Origin of the sequence: Thioalkalivibrio versutus (assembly GCF_001020955.1) — a bacterium.
GTDB classification, from domain to species: domain Bacteria; phylum Pseudomonadota; class Gammaproteobacteria; order Ectothiorhodospirales; family Ectothiorhodospiraceae; genus Thioalkalivibrio; species Thioalkalivibrio versutus.
The window spans coordinates 64671-80537 of the sequence record NZ_CP011367.1; the positions used below are offsets into that span (position 1 = coordinate 64671).

At 67.1% G+C, this 15867-nt stretch carries 14 protein-coding genes; 11 read left to right on the forward strand and 3 right to left on the reverse strand.

Translation table 11 applies throughout. The features are described 5' to 3' along the window. Positions 1-2 precede the first annotated feature (2 nt). The 10 genes from TVD_RS00325 (at position 3) to TVD_RS00370 (ending at position 12319) form a co-directional block, all read left to right on the forward strand. Positions 3-908: an XrtA system polysaccharide deacetylase gene (locus TVD_RS00325; RefSeq protein ID WP_047250492.1), complete on the forward strand. Its 906-nt coding sequence runs from the start codon at positions 3-5 to the stop codon at positions 906-908. Beyond that, complete coding sequence (locus TVD_RS00330; RefSeq protein ID WP_019627655.1) at positions 892-1959, forward strand: FemAB family XrtA/PEP-CTERM system-associated protein; 1068 nt, start codon at positions 892-894, stop codon at positions 1957-1959. The genes TVD_RS00325 and TVD_RS00330 overlap by 17 nt, the downstream gene beginning before the upstream one ends. A 95-nt stretch (positions 1960-2054) precedes the next feature. Further along, positions 2055-2309: a GxxExxY protein gene (locus TVD_RS00335; RefSeq protein WP_240472319.1), complete on the forward strand. Its 255-nt coding sequence runs from the start codon at positions 2055-2057 to the stop codon at positions 2307-2309. A gap of 45 nt (positions 2310-2354) precedes the next feature. Beyond that, the gene (locus TVD_RS00340; protein WP_047250493.1) at positions 2355-3605 is read left to right on the forward strand and encodes a TIGR03087 family PEP-CTERM/XrtA system glycosyltransferase; all 1251 of its coding nucleotides are present in this window, start codon (positions 2355-2357) and stop codon (positions 3603-3605) included. Then, positions 3595-5145, forward strand: a complete 1551-nt coding sequence (gene xrtA, locus TVD_RS00345) for an exosortase A (protein ID WP_047250494.1) — start codon at positions 3595-3597, stop codon at positions 5143-5145. The genes TVD_RS00340 and xrtA overlap by 11 nt, the downstream gene beginning before the upstream one ends. Before the next feature lie 47 nt (positions 5146-5192). After that, positions 5193-6317: a TIGR03088 family PEP-CTERM/XrtA system glycosyltransferase gene (locus TVD_RS00350; protein WP_047251872.1), complete on the forward strand. Its 1125-nt coding sequence runs from the start codon at positions 5193-5195 to the stop codon at positions 6315-6317. Between the two features lie 250 nt (positions 6318-6567). Then, the gene (locus TVD_RS00355; protein ID WP_047250495.1) at positions 6568-8463 is read left to right on the forward strand and encodes an XrtA/PEP-CTERM system amidotransferase; all 1896 of its coding nucleotides are present in this window, start codon (positions 6568-6570) and stop codon (positions 8461-8463) included. A gap of 13 nt (positions 8464-8476) precedes the next feature. Further along, on the forward strand, positions 8477-9694 hold the full coding sequence (locus TVD_RS00360; RefSeq protein WP_047250496.1) for a TIGR04063 family PEP-CTERM/XrtA system glycosyltransferase: 1218 nt from the start codon (positions 8477-8479) through the stop codon (positions 9692-9694). Continuing rightward, positions 9684-10943, forward strand: coding sequence for a glycosyltransferase (locus TVD_RS00365; protein WP_047250497.1), 1260 nt, complete (start codon positions 9684-9686; stop codon positions 10941-10943). Before TVD_RS00360 ends, TVD_RS00365 begins: the two co-directional genes overlap by 11 nt. 2 nt (positions 10944-10945) lie before the next feature. Continuing rightward, a complete protein-coding gene (locus TVD_RS00370) occupies positions 10946-12319 on the forward strand; it encodes a phenylacetate--CoA ligase family protein (protein WP_047250498.1) in 1374 nt (457 codons plus the stop codon). Between the two features lie 234 nt (positions 12320-12553). Here the strand turns inward: TVD_RS00370 and TVD_RS00375 are convergent, their stop codons facing one another. The 3 genes from TVD_RS00375 to TVD_RS00385 all read right to left on the reverse strand — a co-directional run bounded on the left by TVD_RS00375 (position 12554) and on the right by TVD_RS00385 (position 15280). Beyond that, entirely contained in the window at positions 12554-12871 is a 318-nt protein-coding gene (locus TVD_RS00375) for a HigA family addiction module antitoxin (protein WP_024326782.1), read from the reverse strand. Between the two features lie 9 nt (positions 12872-12880). Continuing rightward, positions 12881-13174: a type II toxin-antitoxin system RelE/ParE family toxin gene (locus TVD_RS00380; RefSeq protein WP_018175555.1), complete on the reverse strand. Its 294-nt coding sequence runs from the start codon at positions 13172-13174 to the stop codon at positions 12881-12883. A gap of 276 nt (positions 13175-13450) precedes the next feature. Next, entirely contained in the window at positions 13451-15280 is a 1830-nt protein-coding gene (locus TVD_RS00385) for an asparagine synthetase B family protein (RefSeq protein WP_047250499.1), read from the reverse strand. Between the two features lie 331 nt (positions 15281-15611). On the opposite strand from TVD_RS00385, the gene TVD_RS00390 reads away from it, so the two are divergent. Continuing rightward, entirely contained in the window at positions 15612-15863 is a 252-nt protein-coding gene (locus TVD_RS00390; protein ID WP_018169304.1) for a phosphopantetheine-binding protein, read from the forward strand. The last annotated feature ends 4 nt before the right edge of the window (positions 15864-15867 follow it).

A 15867-nucleotide genomic window follows, 5' to 3' on the forward strand; every position in this document is an offset into this window, starting at 1 on the left:
ACATGCAGACGCAAAGTGCCGATCGGCCCAACGCCCTGACCGTCGATGTGGAGGATTACTTCCAGGTCTCGGCACTGGCCCCGCGCATCCCGCGCGATACCTGGGACACCCGCGAATGCCGCATCGAGCGCAACCTTGATCGCATCCTCCAGCTGTTCGATCAGAGCGGCGCGCAGGCGACCTTCTTCACCCTCGGCTGGATCGCCGAGCGTTACCCGCACGCAATCCGCCGCATCGTCGACGCCGGCCATGAGCTGGCGAGTCACGGCTACGGCCACGAGCGGGTCACGGATCTGGCGCCCGCCGCCTTCCGCGCCGATATCGAGCGCGCCCAGCGCATCCTCGAAGACCTCTCCGGAGCCCCGGTCCGCGGCTATCGCGCGCCCAGCTTTTCGATCGGCGAGGGCAATCTCTGGGCGCTGGAGGTGCTGCGCGAGGCCGGACTGGAGTACAGCTCGAGTATCTACCCGGTGCATCACGATCACTACGGTATGCCGAAGGCCCCGCGACACCCGCATCGCCCGATGCCTGCCGGGGTTCTGGAGCTGCCCCCGGCGACCCTCCGCATGGGCGGGCGCAACCTCCCGGCGGCCGGTGGCGGCTATTTCCGGTTGCTGCCTTATGTGATGTCGCGCGGGGCCCTTCGGCGTATCGGGGCACTGGACGGGATGCCGGCGGTTTTCTACTTCCACCCCTGGGAGATCGATCCCGATCAGCCGCGGGTGTCCGGGCTCGGGGCGCGGAGCCGTTTCCGGCACTACGTGAACCTGCACCGGATGGAGTCGCGCCTGAAGCGTCTTCTGCAGGACTTTCGCTGGGATCGCATGGACCGCGTGTTTGCCGCGGAACTGGCGGCACCCGAGGACCATGCAAGAGTGACAGGGGAAGACAATGTACGAACCGCCTGATCAACGTGCCAGCGGTACCGGTGCCCTGCAGGTCCGGACGCTGTGTGCGGCCGACCATGCGCGCTGGGATGCGTTCGTGGAGCACTGTCCGCAGGCCACCTTCTTCCACCGCGCGGGCTGGTCGACGGTCTTGCGTGAGGCGTTCGGACACGAGACGCACTTCCTCTATGCCGAGGTGGATGGCGCCATACAGGGCGTGCTGCCGCTGGGCCGTATCCGTTCCCGCCTGTTCGGGGACTCGCTGTCATCGCTGCCGTTCTGTGTCTACGGCGGTGTGGCCGCAGTCACCGACGCCGCGGCCGCGGCGCTGGATGCCCGAGCACAGGAGCTCGCCCGCAGCCTGAATGTCGATTATCTCGAGTATCGCCTGCGCGAACCGAGGCACCCGGACTGGCCGACCAAGAGCGAGCTCTACTTCACCTTCCGCCGCCTTCTGGATCCGGATGTCGACGCGAACATGAATGCGATCCCGCGTAAACAGCGGCGCATGGTGCGCAAGGGCATCAAGGCGGGCCTGGTCAGCGAAGTCGAACATGACATCGACCGCTTCTACCCGATTTACGCGGCCAATGTCCGGCGCATGGGGACCCCGGTCTTCGGCCCGCATTACTTCCGCAAATTGCTCGACGTGTTCGGTGATGATTGCGACGTGCTGACGGTGACGCACGAGGGCGAAGCGATCGCCAGCGTGGTCAGCTTCTGGTTCCGCAACGAGGTGCTGCCCTACTACGGCGCGGGAACCCCGCGAGCCCGCGAAGTGGCGGGCTACGACTTCCTCTACTGGGAGCTGATGCGCCGTGCCTGCGAGGCGGGCTACCGGGTATTCGATTTCGGCCGCAGCAAGCGCGATACCGGGTCCTTCAGCTTCAAGAAGAACTGGGGCTTCGAGCCGCAGCCGTTGTACTACGAATACGACCTGGTGCGTGCCCGCGAGATGCCGGACGTCAATCCCCTCAACCCGAAGTACCGCTACTTCATCGCCGCCTGGCAGCGCCTGCCGCTGCCCGTGGCCAACTGGCTGGGCCCCAAGATCTCCCGCTCCCTCGGCTGAAGGGCCTTTTCACCACAGGGCCAAAGAGAACACCGAGCAGGTCAAGGGCGGATTGACCACGAAGGTCGGTTTACGAGAACGGCCGGGTGCACGAAATGCTGGAATCGGGCCTGTCCTGCGTCTCTCAGGTTCCGATACCCGTCACTTACAAGGGGCAGACGCTGGATTGTGGATGCCGTATCGACATCCTGGTCGAGGACAGACTGATGATGGAATTGAAAAGTGTGGATGACCTGCAACGGGTTCACGAGGCCCAAACCCTCAGGTACATGAAACTCGCGAATAGCGCGCAAGCCCTTCAACAGTGTGCGCCTCAAAGATGGCCTCAAACGCCTGGTTCTTTGATTTGAATGCCCTTCTTCGTGCCTTCGCGAGCTTCGTGGTGAACAAGCCTTATGGATGATCTGTTGTATCTGGTGCACCGGATTCCGTGGCCGCCCAACAAGGGGGACAAGATCCGCTCGCACCACATCCTGCGCTATCTGGCGCAGCACTATCGCGTGCATCTCGGCACGTTCATCGATGACCCGGCCGACGCCGCCTACCTGCCCGAACTCGAAGGGCTGTGCGCCAGTGTCTGTGCCCGTCCATTGCCGCGCCGCCGTGCCCAGTTGCGCGCCCTGAGCGGCTTGCTGAGTGGCGAGGCGCTCAGCGTGCCGTGGTATCGCGACCGGGAACTGGCGCGCTGGGTCCGGGCAACGCTGGCAAGGCAGCCGGTCGCCCGAGCCCTGGCCTTTTCCTCGGCGATGGCCCAGTACCTGCCGGAGGGGGGCGGGCTGACCCGGGTGGTCGACTTCGTGGACGTGGATTCCGACAAGTGGACGCAGTATGCGCCGACGCGGCGCTGGCCCATGAGCGCCATATATCGGCGCGAAGGGCGGCGGCTGCTGGCATACGAGCGACAGGTCGCGCAAGCCAGTGACGCCAGCCTGTTCGTGTCGCCGGCCGAGGCGGACACCTTTCGCGAGCAAGCACCGGAAGTGGCGGACCGGGTGCATGCCCTGAACAACGGTGTCGATGCCGCCTTCTTCTCGCCCGATGCGGTTGCGGCACCCGGTCCCTATGCGGACGGGGTGCGCACCGTGGTGTTCTCGGGGGCGATGGATTACTGGCCCAATGTCGATGCCGTGATCTGGTTCGCCGACCACGTCCTGCCTGCGCTGCGGCTTGAGCATCCCGGTGTGGAGTTCTGCATCGTTGGCAGCCGGCCGGCCCCGGAGGTGATGGCGTTGGCGGATCGCCCCGGTGTCACGGTGACCGGATTCGTGGACGACGTGCGACCGTGGATCGCGCACGCGACCGTCGTCATTGCGCCCCTGCGAATCGCCCGTGGCGTGCAGAACAAGGTCCTGGAGGCGATGGCCCTGGCGCGCCCGGTCGTGGCCAGCCCGCAGGCTCTGGAAGGCCTGACCGCGATGGTTGGGCGCGAGGTGATCCGTGCCGAGGCCGAACCGGGCGCGTTCCTGCAGGCCGTTTCCGGATATCTGCGTGCACCGGATCCGGCGCTCGGGCACGCGGCGCGCACCCGGGTGCTGGCGGACTATGACTGGGCGCGCAATCTCGCGCACCTGGGCGAGTTTCTCCGCCTGCACCCCGGCGGGGTTCCCGGCGCCGAGCCGGTCCCGGAGGCTGCCCATGGACGCTGAAACGCTCAACATCCGGGCGTCCGTGCGCGGCTCGTCCTGGTGGCTGGCCGGGCCGGTCCTGGTGCTGGGTCTGGTCGTGCTGGGATGGATGTTCTACCCGACGTTCGAATCCATTGTGGCCGTCTGGAACCGTTCGGAGACCTTTGCCCATGGTTTCCTGATTGTCCCCATCGTGCTGTTTCTTTTGTTTCTCAAGCGCGAGGAGGTGCTGGCCCTGGAGCCGCGTCCTTCCTGGTGGGCGTTGTTGCCCTTGCTGGGCTTTTCGCTGGTCTGGGTGGCGGGAGAGCTGGTGGATGTGGTGTCCGTGCGTCAGTTCGCGGCCGTCCTGATGATCCCCGCGCTGTTCTGGCTCGTGCTGGGCAATGCGATCACCTGGCGCTTGCAATTCCCTCTGGCGTACCTGCTGTTCGCGGTCCCGTTCGGTGAGTTCCTGGTGCCGCCGCTGATGGATTTCACCGCGGACTTCACCGTAACGGCGGTACAGCTCACCGGGATCCCGGTCTATCGCGACGGGTTGTATTTCGATCTGCCCACGGGCCGCTGGTCGGTAGTCGAGGCCTGCAGTGGCGTGCGCTATCTGATCGCGTCGGTCGCGCTCGGTACCCTGTACGCCTATCTCATGTATCGCAGCCCCTGGCGGCGGCTCGTGTTTGTCGGCGTCTCCATCGTGGTGCCGATCGTCGCCAATGGCCTGCGGGCCTACATGATCGTGATGATTGGTCATCTGAGCGACATGGAGTATGCGGCCGGGGTCGATCACCTGATCTATGGGTGGATCTTCTTCGGGGTGGTCATTGCGCTGATGTTCGGGATCGGGGCCTTCTGGCGCGAAGATATGGACCCGCCCACCGCACGCGTGCACACGCCGAAACAGCGACGCTCGTTGCAGGCCGGACCGTTCGCCGTGGCGGCCCTGCTGGCGGTGGTGCTGGCCAGTGTGGCCCCGCTGTATGCGGATTGGATGAACCAGCGTGATCTCGGTCCGGTGGCGGGTCTGGGCGCGGGCCCGCTGGTCCCGCCCGGCTGGCGGGTGCTGGAGGATCAGGCCGATGCCTGGGAGCCGGGTTATCGCGGCGCCCGCGATGGCCGGGGTGGTCTCGTCACGGCGGAATATGGCGGGCCGCCGGTGGGCATGCACGTGCTGTTCTACCGCGAACAGCACCATTACGGGAACATGGTGGGCTGGAGCAATACCCTGGCCGGGCGTCACCGCGTGGGGTCCTGGTCGCAATCCCATCGCGGGCAGGCCACGGTCGACGGTTACCCCAATCCCGAACGTTTCCTGTTGCGCGGGCCCGGGCAGCAACTGCTGGTCTGGCGCTGGTATTGGGTGGACGGCCAGCTGACCACGTTGCCGCATACGGTCAAGGCTCGCGAGGCGCTGAACCGCCTGGTGGGTGGCCGCGATGACGCGGCCCTGGTCGTGCTCTATGTGCCCTATGGCTCCGAGCCCGGGGAAGAGGAGGCGACGCTACAGGCCTATGCGGCCGACGTCCTGCCCGAGATCCTCGAGCAGCTCGCCGCTGTCGCGCGACAGTGACGGGCGCATCCGCCAAGACCGTCCGGGATGGCGATCCGCGACCCTGCGTGGCGCATATCATCCATCGCCTGGACATCGGCGGGATGGAGAACGGGCTGGTCAACCTGATCAACCACATGCCCGCGGACCGCTTCCGGCACGCCATCATCTGCATGACGGACTACACCGATTTTCGCCTGCGCATCCGGCGCGACGATGTCAGTCTGCATGCCCTGCACAAGCGCGAAGGCAAGGACCCGCAGGTCCACGTTCGCCTGTGGCGACTGCTGCGTGCCCTGCACCCGGATATCGTCCATACCCGGAACTTCGGCACGCTGGAGGCGCAGGTGACCGCCGCGCTGTCCGGCGTGCGCGCGCGCGTGCATGGCGAACACGGTTGGGATGTCGGCGACCTGGACGGCACGCGCGACCGCAACCGCCGATTGCGCCGGCTGATGCGGCCACTGGTCCGACACTACATTGCCCTTTCGCAGCATCAAAAGGGCTACCTGCGGGATGCGATCGGGGTGCCCGCAGCGCGTCTTTCGCACATCTTCAATGGTGTGGATACCGGCCGTTTCGCACCAACGTCAGAGGCGTTCGTGCCCCCGTTTCCAGAGGGCTTCCGGGGCCCCGGCACCTTCGTGATCGGCTCGGTCATGCGCATGCAGGCGGTCAAGGCGCCGCTGGATCTGGCACGGGCCTTTGTCGCACTGCGCGACCGGATGCCGACGGAGTTTCCGCGCCTGCGGCTGGCGATGATCGGGGACGGCCCGCTGCGCGGGGAGGTCCGCCAGCTGCTGGAGCAGTCCGGGGTGGCCGGCCAGGCCTGGATACCCGGTGCCCGGGAGGATATCCCCGACTGCCTGCGGGCGCTGGACCTCTTCGTTCTTCCCTCGCTGGCCGAGGGCATCTGCAACACCATCCTCGAGGCGATGGCCACCGGGCTCCCGGTGGTCGCGACGGATGTCGGGGGGAACCCGGACCTCGTCCAGCCGGGGGTGACCGGGGTGCTGGTCCCGGCGGGCGATCCGGACGCGATTGCGGCCGCGCTGATGGCCTATCCCGGCGACCCGGCACGGACCGCACGGCAAGGTGTGGCCGCCCGCGCACGGGCCGAGGCGGAGTTCAGCATGGACGCGATGGTCGCGGGGTACATGGGGGTGTACGACCGGGTGTTAGGGAGGCGCTGATCCATCGACGCGACTGCGTGGATGGATCAGCGTCTACCTTGGTGCCCGCAGAACGCGGGCTGGCGCCGCCGTTAGTTCCGGCGCTAACGCCAGGGGCCCTGTGGCGCGTATCGCGGTCGGTCCGCGGCGGGGTTGTCGTTTATGCTGAATTTTCCGTGATGGTGCGGCGGGGCTTGCCCCGATCAGGGCCTCCCCGGGGGCACCGTCCGGCGTCACTTGGCCTCGGCAAGGAAGCGATCAGGAACCCGACATGTGCGGCATTACCGGCATCTTCGATCTGCGCGACCGGCAGCCGATCAATCGGTCCCTGCTGGAGGCGATGAACGAGACCCAGTTTCACCGCGGTCCGGACGAGGGCGGTGTGCACCTGGAGCCGGGCGTCGGGCTGGCGCATCGCCGCCTGTCGATCATCGACCTCTCCGGCGGGCAGCAGCCGCTGTTCAACGAAGACGAAACCGTCGTTGTGACCTACAACGGCGAGATCTACAACTTCCCGGAGCTGACCGCCGAGTTGCAGCAGGCGGGGCACCGGTTCCGCTCCCACTGCGATACCGAGGTGATCGTGCATGCCTGGGAGGAGTGGGGCGAGGCCTGCGTACAGCGCTTTCGTGGCATGTTCGCGTTCGCCGTCTGGGATCGCAATCGCGACACCCTGTTCCTCGCCCGCGACCGCCTGGGGATCAAGCCGCTGTACTACAGTGCGCTGGCGGACGGGCACCTGATCTTCGGCTCGGAGCTCAAGGCGTTGATGGCGCATCCGGGGATGCCGCGACATATGGACCCGCATGCGGTGGAGGACTATTTCGCCTTCGGTTACGTGCCGGAGCCGCGCAGCATCTTCCGGGGCGTGCACAAGCTGCCGCCCGGCCATACGCTGACCGTGCGCCGCGGACAGGGCAACCTGAGCGAGCCGCGTGAATACTGGGACATCCCGTTCGGCGACAGTGGTGTGGCGGATGCAGCGAACGCCGCCGAGGAACTCACGGCGCGCCTGCGCGAGGCAGTGGACGTCCGCATGGTCGCGGAGGTCCCGCTGGGGGCCTTCCTCTCGGGCGGGGTGGATTCCAGCGCGGTGGTCGCGATGATGGCGGGGCTGTCCGACGACCCGGTGCGCACCAGTTCCATCGGCTTCGCCGATCCGGCCTACGACGAATCCCGCTACGCGCGGATGGTCGCCGAGCGCTACCACACGGATCACCGCACGCAGGAGGTTGATCCCGACGACTTTGCGCTGCTGGACCGCCTGAGTGGGCTCTACGATGAACCGTTTGCCGACAGTTCCGCGCTGCCGACCTATCGGGTCTGCGAACAGGCACGCCAGCAGGTCGTGGTTGCGCTGTCCGGGGATGGCGGCGACGAGAACCTGGCCGGCTATCGGCGCTATCGCCATCACCTGGCGGAGGAACGCCTGCGCGCGCCGCTGCCCCTGGGGCTTCGGCGGGCCGTGTTCGGGACCCTGGCGCGGTGGTATCCCAAGGCCGACTGGGCACCGCGCCCGTTCCGCGCCCGCGCCACCTTCCAGGCCCTGGCGCGGGACTCGGTCGAGGGCTATTTCCAGGGGGTATCCATCCTGCGTGACGATCTGCGCGCGCACCTGTTTTCCCCGGCGTTTCGGCGCTCGCTTCAGGGCTATAGCGCGGTGGAGGTCCTGCGTCGGCATGCGGCGCGCGCTCCCACCGAGCACCCACTGTCGCTGGTGCAGTACCTGGACATGAAGACCTACCTGCCGGGCGACATCCTGACCAAGGTCGACCGCGCGAGCATGGCGCATTCGCTGGAGGTCCGGGTGCCCCTGCTCGACCACCAGCTGGTCGAGTGGACCTCGGGGCTGTCCCCGGATCTCAAGCTGCGAGGGACGGAGGGCAAGTACGTGTTGAAAAAGGCCATGGAGCCCTACCTGCCGGAGGAGATCCTCTATCGGCGCAAGAAGGGCTTCGCCGTCCCGGTCGCCGAGTGGTTTCGCGGACCGCTGCGTGAACGCATGCGGGCGCAGGTGCTGGGGCCGCGCATCGCCGACTCCGGCATCTTCGACATGGACTATCTCAAGACCCTCGTGGACCAGCACACCAGTGGCGCCCGCGACCACAGCCCGGCCCTGTGGTCGCTATTGATGTTCGAGGGCTTCCTGGCCCGGTCGACGGCCTGATGCGGGGGTGGCAATGAAGATCCTGCATGTCCTTGATCACTCCATCCCGCTGCACAGTGGGTATACCTTCCGCACGGCCGCCATCCTGCGCGAGCAGCACCGGCTCGGCTGGGAGACGTTTCACCTGACCAGCCCCAAGCAGGGTGCGGTGGATGCGGACGAGGAGGATGTCGACGGCCTGCACTTCTACCGCACGCGCTATCGCCCCGGGACGCTGCCGGGGCTGGGCGAATGGGGGCTGATGGGTGCCCTGACCCGGCGCCTGGAGGCCGTGGCCCGGGAGGTGCAACCGGATGTGCTGCATGCCCATTCCCCGGTTCTCAATGCCCTGCCGGCCCTGCGGGTCGGGCGGCGTCTCGGCATCCCCGTAGTCTACGAGGTGCGGGCCTTCTGGGAGGATGCCGCGGTGGATCATGGGACCAGCCGTGAACACGGGCTGCGCTACCGCATGACGCGCGGCTTCGAGTCGTACGTGTTCCGCCGGGTGGACCACGTGACGACCATTTGCGAAGGCCTGCGGCGGGACATCGTCGCCCGGGGCATCCCGCAGGACTGCGTCACCGTGATCCCGAATGCGGTGGATGCCGAGGCCTTCCGCCTGGGCGGGGCGCCGGACGCCGAGCTCAAGGCGCAGCTCGGGCTGGCCAATGCCCGGGTGCTGGGCTTTATCGGCTCGTTCTATGCCTACGAGGGGCTGGACCTGCTGCTGGAGGCCTTTCCGCGCATCCGGGCGCAGGCCCCGGATGTCCGCATCCTGCTGGTGGGTGGCGGGCCGCAGGCGGAACGCCTGCAGGAGCAGGCCCGGCGCCTGGGCATCGCCGAGCAGGTCGTCTTTGCGGGCCGGGTGCCGCATGACCAGGTCCAGCGCTACTACGACCTGGTGGATCTGCTGGTGTACCCACGGCACTCGATGCGGCTGACCGAGCTGGTGACCCCGCTCAAGCCGCTGGAGGCGATGGCCCAAGGGCGATTGCTGGTGGCCTCGGACGTCGGCGGACACCAGGAACTAATCCGGCACGGCGAAACCGGCTGGCTGTTCCCCGCCGACGACCCGGGGGCGCTGGCGGACACGGTGCTCGACACCCTGGCCCGCGAGCCCGAATGGGATGCGGTACGCGCCGCGGGGCGCCGCTTTGTCGAGCAGGAACGCACCTGGGCGAGGAGTGTTGCCCGCTACCAGGCGATTTACGAACGTCTGCGGGGTGTCGTGGAGCCCGCCCATGCCCGGTGACCGGCGTCACGCTGGCCGGCGCCCGCGCCTGGTGGTGTTCACCCGCGTCTACCCCAACGCGGCGCAACCCAACCTGGGGCTGTTCGTGCGCGAACGCATGCGGCGGGTGGCCGAACACCTGGACCTGGTCGTCGTGGCGCCGGCCCCGTGGTTCCCCTTCCAGGGGCTGCTCGGGCGTCTCCGGCCGCACTCGCGCCCGTCGCTGCCGCGCTACGAGGAGCAGGACGGCATTGTGGTCTATCACCCGCGGTTCTTCTGTTTTCCGGGCGTGCTCAAGTGGACCGACGGGTTCTTCCTGGCGCTGGGCAGTTTCTGGCTGATGCGGCGGTTGCGGCGCGATTTCCGGTTTGAGCTGATCGACGCCCACTTTGTCTATCCCGATGGCGTGGCCGCGCGCTGGCTGGCGCGCTGGTTGCGCTGCCCCTACACCATCACCCTGCGCGGCAGCCTCGTGCGCTTCGCCGGCAGCGCCTTGCATCGGCGCCAGATCAACCGGGCGATGAGCGCGGCGGCGCGGGTGTTCTCGGTGGCGGACTCGCTGCGGCAGGATGCGATCGCCTGGGGGCAGGCCCCCGGGCATGTGCAGGTCGTCGGCAACGGCGCGGACCTGCGGCGTTTCCATCCCGAGGACCGGGCCGGGGCCCGCCAGCGTCTGGGTCTGCCGCAGGAGGGCCGCTTCCTCGTGTCGGTGGGGGGGCTGACCGAGCGCAAGGGCTTTCACCGGGTGATCGCGACCCTCCCCGAATTGCTGCGCACGCAACCCGACCTGCACCTGGTCATTGCCGGCGGCGCGACCCCCGAGGGCAACAACGAGGCCGAGTTGCGCCAGCAGGTAAAGGGCCTGGGTCTGGATGGCCGGGTCTGGTTCCTGGGGCAGGTATCGCCGGAAGACCTGCGTTTCGTCTATTCGGCTGGCGACGTGTTCGTCCTGGCCACCCGGTTCGAAGGCTGGGCGAATGTCTTCCTCGAGGCGTCGGCCTGCGCCCTGCCGATCGTGACCACCCGGGTTGGAGGCAACGCCGAGGTGGTGAATTCCGATCAGGTCGGGATCGTGGTCCCGTACGGCGACCATGACGCGCTGCGCGACGCCCTGCTGGAGGCGCTCGAGCGCCAATGGGACCGCGAGGCCATCCTGGCCCATGCGCGGGCGAATGCCTGGGAGACGCGGATCCCGGAGCTGGTTGCAGCCTTCGAGCAGATCGCGGCCGCGGATACCGCGACGGCCCCCGGGACCGCGCGGTCCGGCTGAACATGGGGCTTTATACCCAATGGGTGGCGCGCGGCCTGTTCCCGCTGCAGGAGCGGCTCAAGGGTCACCCCACGGTGGCGTGGCACAAGGCCCTGGAAGCCACTCAGTGGTGGACGCCGGAGGCCCTGCAGAGCCTGCAGGAGCAGCGGCTGCAGGGGCTTCTGGAACGTGTCGCGCGGCAGGTGCCGTTCTACCGGGAATGGTTTGCGCAACAGGCCTGGTCGCCTGCGGCGTTCTCCGGTATCGCGGACCTTCAGCGCCTCCCGGTCGTCGACAAGGCGCTGATCCGCGAACAGGGCGCGGCCTGGCGCGCGGAGGGCGCGAGGAACCTCGAAGAGCAGCACACCAGCGGGTCGTCCGGCGAGCCTCTGAGGTTCTGGCTGGGCGCGGATCGCATCGGTATGGATATCGCCGCAAAGTGGCGGGCAACCCGCTGGTGGGGCGTGGACGTGGGCGACCGCGAACTGGTCCTGTGGGGATCCGCCGTCGAGAACGAGGCCCAGAACGGCATGCGTGCCTGGCGCGATCGCCTGTTCCGTTCGTACCTGGTGCCGGCCCGCGACCTGAATCCGGCGCGGCTCGACCGCATCATCGAGCAGATCCGCCAGCGGCGTCCGCGCATGCTGTTCGGGTATCCGTCGGCATTGTCCCGCGTGGCCTGGCGGGCGCGTGAGCGGGGGCAGCGGCTGGATGATCTCGGGATTCGGGTCGCCTTCGCGACCTCCGAGGTGTTGCGCCCGGAGTGGCGCGCGGTGATCGGCGAGATGATGGGCTGTGGGGTCGCCAACGAGTACGGCGCGCGCGACGCCGGATTCATCGCCCGCGAATGTCCGGCGGGGGGCATGCACATCACGGCCGAGGCCCTGATCGTCGAGATCCTGGATGCGGAGGATCGACCGGTGCCGCCCGGCGCGACCGGAAACATCGTCATCACTAACCTGGTGGGCCCGGAATTCCCGTTCATCCGCTATCGCACCGGGGACCGGGGCGCTCTGGACCCGCGTCCCTGCCCCTGCGGGCGCGGCCTGCCGCTGCTGCGCGACATCGACGGCCGTGCCAACGACGGCTTGATCGCGACGGACGGTTCCTGGATCCACGGCAGCCGCTTCAACTACCTGATGCGCGACCTGCCCGGGCTGCGCGCCTACAAGGTCATCCAGCACGACCGACACCACGTCGAGGTGCTGCTGAGCCTGGTCGCCGCACTGCCGGCGGCCGCCGAGGAGCGCCTGCGCCGTGCATTGGTCGACGCGCTGGGGCAGGCGGTCCAGGTGGATGTGCGGGCGGTGGATGCCATCCCGCCGGAGCCCAACGGTAAGCACCGCCATGTTGTCTGCCGCGTTCCCGATACCGATCAGCCAGCCCGGAACGCCTGAGTACTCACCACGAAGCGCACGAAGATACGAAGAAGGGCTAGTTCACAGGAAGTGGGGAAAACGGGAAGATTCGTGATGGTGGTGCCGGGGCGTGCCGGGTGATCATGATAGCCCCCAGCGCGGCGCGTGCAGGTGAACCGACCGGGAAGCCGGTGTCTCGTGCGTGGGCGTGGTTGGAGGCCGAGATGCGTTTCGCTGCGCTCAACACATCCTCCCCGCTACTGGGAACCCGGCTCAGGCAGTTTGCTTACACGAACGGAATTCCCGGATCTGTTTCAGATCCGCCTGTTCCGATTGCTCCGCCTTGAACAAATCCCAGCGTACCTGAAGGTTCAACCAGAAATCGGGCGACATGCCGAAAAAGCGTGCTAGACGCAGCGACGTGCTTGGCGTAATGCCGCGCTTCTGGTTCACGAGCTCGTTGATGCGCTGATACGGAACATGGAGCGCGTCCGCCAACTGGCGCTGGGAGATATGCATCGGCTCCAGGAACTCTTTCGCCAGCATTTCACCGGGGTGGGTCGGCTGTCGGTGGGTAGGGATGCGGACCATGATTGTGCCTCAGTGGTAATCCGTGATTTCGACCTGGTCGGGCCCGGAGTCTGTCCAGGCGAAGCAGATCCGATATTGCTCGTTGATTCGAATGCTGTATTGGCCTTTTCGCTCTCCCGCCAGGGCCTCCAGCCGGTTACCCGGTGGGACTCTCAGCTCCTCAACGTTCATGGCCGAATCCAGCAATTCCAGCTTTCTTGCGGCAACCCGCCATACAGATTGTGGGCAGACCTTGCGAGCAGCCTTCGACGAAAGCCCGTTGAAGATATCCTCAGTGCCTCGATCCTTGAAGCATACAATCATGGAAACACGGTATCACGGGTTCCATGCTATTCCAAAACCTGAAAAGGGCGGGGCGAAGGGCGGCGTGGGTGTCACGGCCTGGAGATCCCGGCTCTCCGCTTCGCTGCGGCCGGGATGACGATGGTGGTGTGCTGCGGCCCGGATGACGGGGATATGGAAACCGTTGCAGTCGGGAGCCCCAAGCGGTCGATCGCGGGCCATTTCGTCCAGAGCGTTCGCGCGTTTCCCGCCTTCCTGTGACCCGCCCTTGCGTCGTGTCTTCGTGCGCTTCGTGGTTCATGCCAGGCGGGCGGCGGGGTGCGATTCGAGCCAGAGGTCGAGCATCATCAGGATCCAGACGAAATCGCCGTAATAGGCTGCGTGGCCCTCGCGGTGCAGGCGGATCAGTTCGTCGATGAAGTCGTCGCGGAGGAAATTGCGGCCCTTCAGTCGCAGCAGGCTGTCGTATGCCAGCTCCCGCAGCGGCGCGTGCTCCTGCATCCAGACGCCGAACGGCAGGCCGAAGCCGTGTTTTTTCTTGTCGATGATGGCGTCGGGCAGGAAACCGGTAAACGCCTCCTTGTAGAAGTGGCGCAGGCGGCCCTTCTTTAGTTTGAGGTCCGACGGCACGCGGCACGAGAACTCGACCAGATCGTCGTCCAGCATCGGGAAGGCGACATCGACGCCGGCCAGCTGGCACATCCCGGTCACCTTGCGCAGGTCGTTGTCGGCCAGGGTTTGCTGCCAGTCCAGGTACATCATGCGGTTGAGGGACGACGCCGATTGGGGCTGCGCGTAGATCCCGCGCATCAACTCCCAGGGGGCCTCGCTGTCCACGGCCGCGAGGAACTCGGGTGCGAACATTGTCTCCGGCGCCAGGCGGTGCAGGTAGTTGTAGGTCTGCAGTCGATCCGGCAGCGGGATACGCGCCTGTTCCACGTAGCTGCGGGCCTTGCCGGCCAGCGGCAGGCCGCGCGGCAGGCGGGTGAACAGCGGATCCAGCAGGTGGTGGCGTAGCGGCGCGGGGATCCGGCCCCAGTGTTCGAATACGCCCTGCTTGGCGTAGCGCGCATTCCCCGCGAACAGCTCGTCGCCACCATCCCCGGCCAGTAGCCGGGTGATGCCGGCGTCGGCCGCCATGCGGGCGCAGAAATAGGCGGGCAGGGCCGACGAATTACCGAAGGGCTCGTCGTAGCTGCCGGCGATCCGGGGCACGGCGTCGACGACGTCCTCCGGCGTCACGTAGTACTCGTGCGCCTGGGTCCCGAAGTGCCGCGAGGCGATGCGCGCGTACTCCATCTCGTCGTATCCGGGCGCATCAAAGCCGATGCTGAAGCTGTCGGCCCCGGGGTGCATGCCGGCGAGCATCCCGGCCACCGTCGAGCTGTCCAGGCCGCCGCTCAGAAAGGCGCCGGGGCGGGGGGTGTCCGCACGTCGTTCCACCGCTGCTTGCGCGTGTTCGTGCAGGGCATGTTCCAGGGCCTCGGGCGTGGCCGCGCTGTCTTCCTCGAAGCGCGGGCGCCAGTAGCGGGACACCTCGGCCCGGTCGCCGTTGTGGGTCAGGCGGTGGGCGCCCGGCAGTTTCTCCAGCCCGGAGAACAGGCTGACCGGGGCCGGAAGCATGTGGAAGAAACAGTAGTGGTAGAGCCCTTCGCGGGTCACCTCGGTGGCAACCGCCGGGTGTGCGGCCACGCATCCGGCACTGGTGCCGAAGGCCACGCCGCCATCCAGGTGCGCAAAGTGAAGCGGTGTCTGGCCCAGGCGGTCGATGCCGGCCACCAGGCGACCATGCCCGGAATCCACGATGGCCAGTGCATAGTCGCCGCCAACCTGCTCGAAGAGGCCGGTGCCGTGCTGCCGCCAGGCCTCCAGCAGGGCTTGCGCCGGGTCGTGCTCTCGCGCCCGTCGGGCCAGGGCAGGGTCCCGCCATTGCGGATGGCCGGTGATGGCGGCAATGACGTCGGCATCCTGCGCGATCCAGCCGCCCCGGACCCGGCAGCCGCCCAGGCGGTTCGTGCATTGGGCGTCAGGCGCCCCGGAGAGCCCCGGGAGCGCCTGTCCCTGGGCCTCAAGGGCGCCGGCCGGTGATGCGGCATTCACCGCGAACCATCCACAAAGTCCCGCCATCCGTCCGCCTGTTGCCTGGTCGGGCCAGGGAAACGTTGATTGATGTATGCGTTCGCGCTCGAGTCGTTGTTGCTTGCTGACAAGGCGCGGGATGCGCGGGGCGAGGCCGCGCGCACTGCTCGCGAGCACGAATCCATGCCGTGCTGGACCTCATTCTACGTGCGGGTCCGGGTGTGCGAGGTGGTCCGAGGCCCAGGGGCTTAACGTGCCGATCACGCAGGGGGCGCGGTCTGCCGGCGTCGATCTGGACAGCCCGTGCAGATGCGGTAACCTGCCGGACAATCCCGCATCCCGGCCGGGCAGGGATACCCGACCTTCAGGAACCCGTCATATGTCGACCCTCGATCACACCAAGAACCTGCTGGACAGTGCCCTGAGTCTGAACGGGAGAGCGCAGCACTTCGATCGCAAGACCACGCTGTTGGGTGGCGTACCGGAGCTGGACTCGATGGCGGTCGTTTCGCTGATCACCTCGATCGAGAGCCATTTCGACATCGTGATCGATGATGACGATGTCAGTGCCGAGACCTTCGAGACGCTCGGCACTCTGGTCGATTTCATCGACTCCAAGCTCGACAGCTAGGCGC

Excerpts from the sequence above, each read along its gene's own strand:
- TVD_RS00325 (WP_047250492.1), top strand. The coding sequence starts at position 3 with ATGCAGACGCAAAGTGCCGATCGGCCCAACGCCCTGACCGTCGATGTG.
- TVD_RS00330 (WP_019627655.1), top strand. The coding sequence starts at position 892 with ATGTACGAACCGCCTGATCAACGTGCCAGCGGTACCGGTGCCCTGCAG.
- TVD_RS00335 (WP_240472319.1), top strand. The coding sequence starts at position 2,055 with ATGCTGGAATCGGGCCTGTCCTGCGTCTCTCAGGTTCCGATACCCGTC.
- TVD_RS00340 (WP_047250493.1), top strand. The coding sequence starts at position 2,355 with ATGGATGATCTGTTGTATCTGGTGCACCGGATTCCGTGGCCGCCCAAC.
- xrtA (WP_047250494.1), top strand. The coding sequence starts at position 3,595 with ATGGACGCTGAAACGCTCAACATCCGGGCGTCCGTGCGCGGCTCGTCC.
- TVD_RS00355 (WP_047250495.1), top strand. The coding sequence starts at position 6,568 with ATGTGCGGCATTACCGGCATCTTCGATCTGCGCGACCGGCAGCCGATC.
- TVD_RS00360 (WP_047250496.1), top strand. The coding sequence starts at position 8,477 with ATGAAGATCCTGCATGTCCTTGATCACTCCATCCCGCTGCACAGTGGG.
- TVD_RS00365 (WP_047250497.1), top strand. The coding sequence starts at position 9,684 with ATGCCCGGTGACCGGCGTCACGCTGGCCGGCGCCCGCGCCTGGTGGTG.
- TVD_RS00370 (WP_047250498.1), top strand. The coding sequence starts at position 10,946 with ATGGGGCTTTATACCCAATGGGTGGCGCGCGGCCTGTTCCCGCTGCAG.
- TVD_RS00375 (WP_024326782.1), bottom strand. The coding sequence starts at position 12,871 with ATGGTCCGCATCCCTACCCACCGACAGCCGACCCACCCCGGTGAAATG.
- TVD_RS00380 (WP_018175555.1), bottom strand. The coding sequence starts at position 13,174 with ATGATTGTATGCTTCAAGGATCGAGGCACTGAGGATATCTTCAACGGG.
- TVD_RS00385 (WP_047250499.1), bottom strand. The coding sequence starts at position 15,280 with ATGGCGGGACTTTGTGGATGGTTCGCGGTGAATGCCGCATCACCGGCC.
- TVD_RS00390 (WP_018169304.1), top strand. The coding sequence starts at position 15,612 with ATGTCGACCCTCGATCACACCAAGAACCTGCTGGACAGTGCCCTGAGT.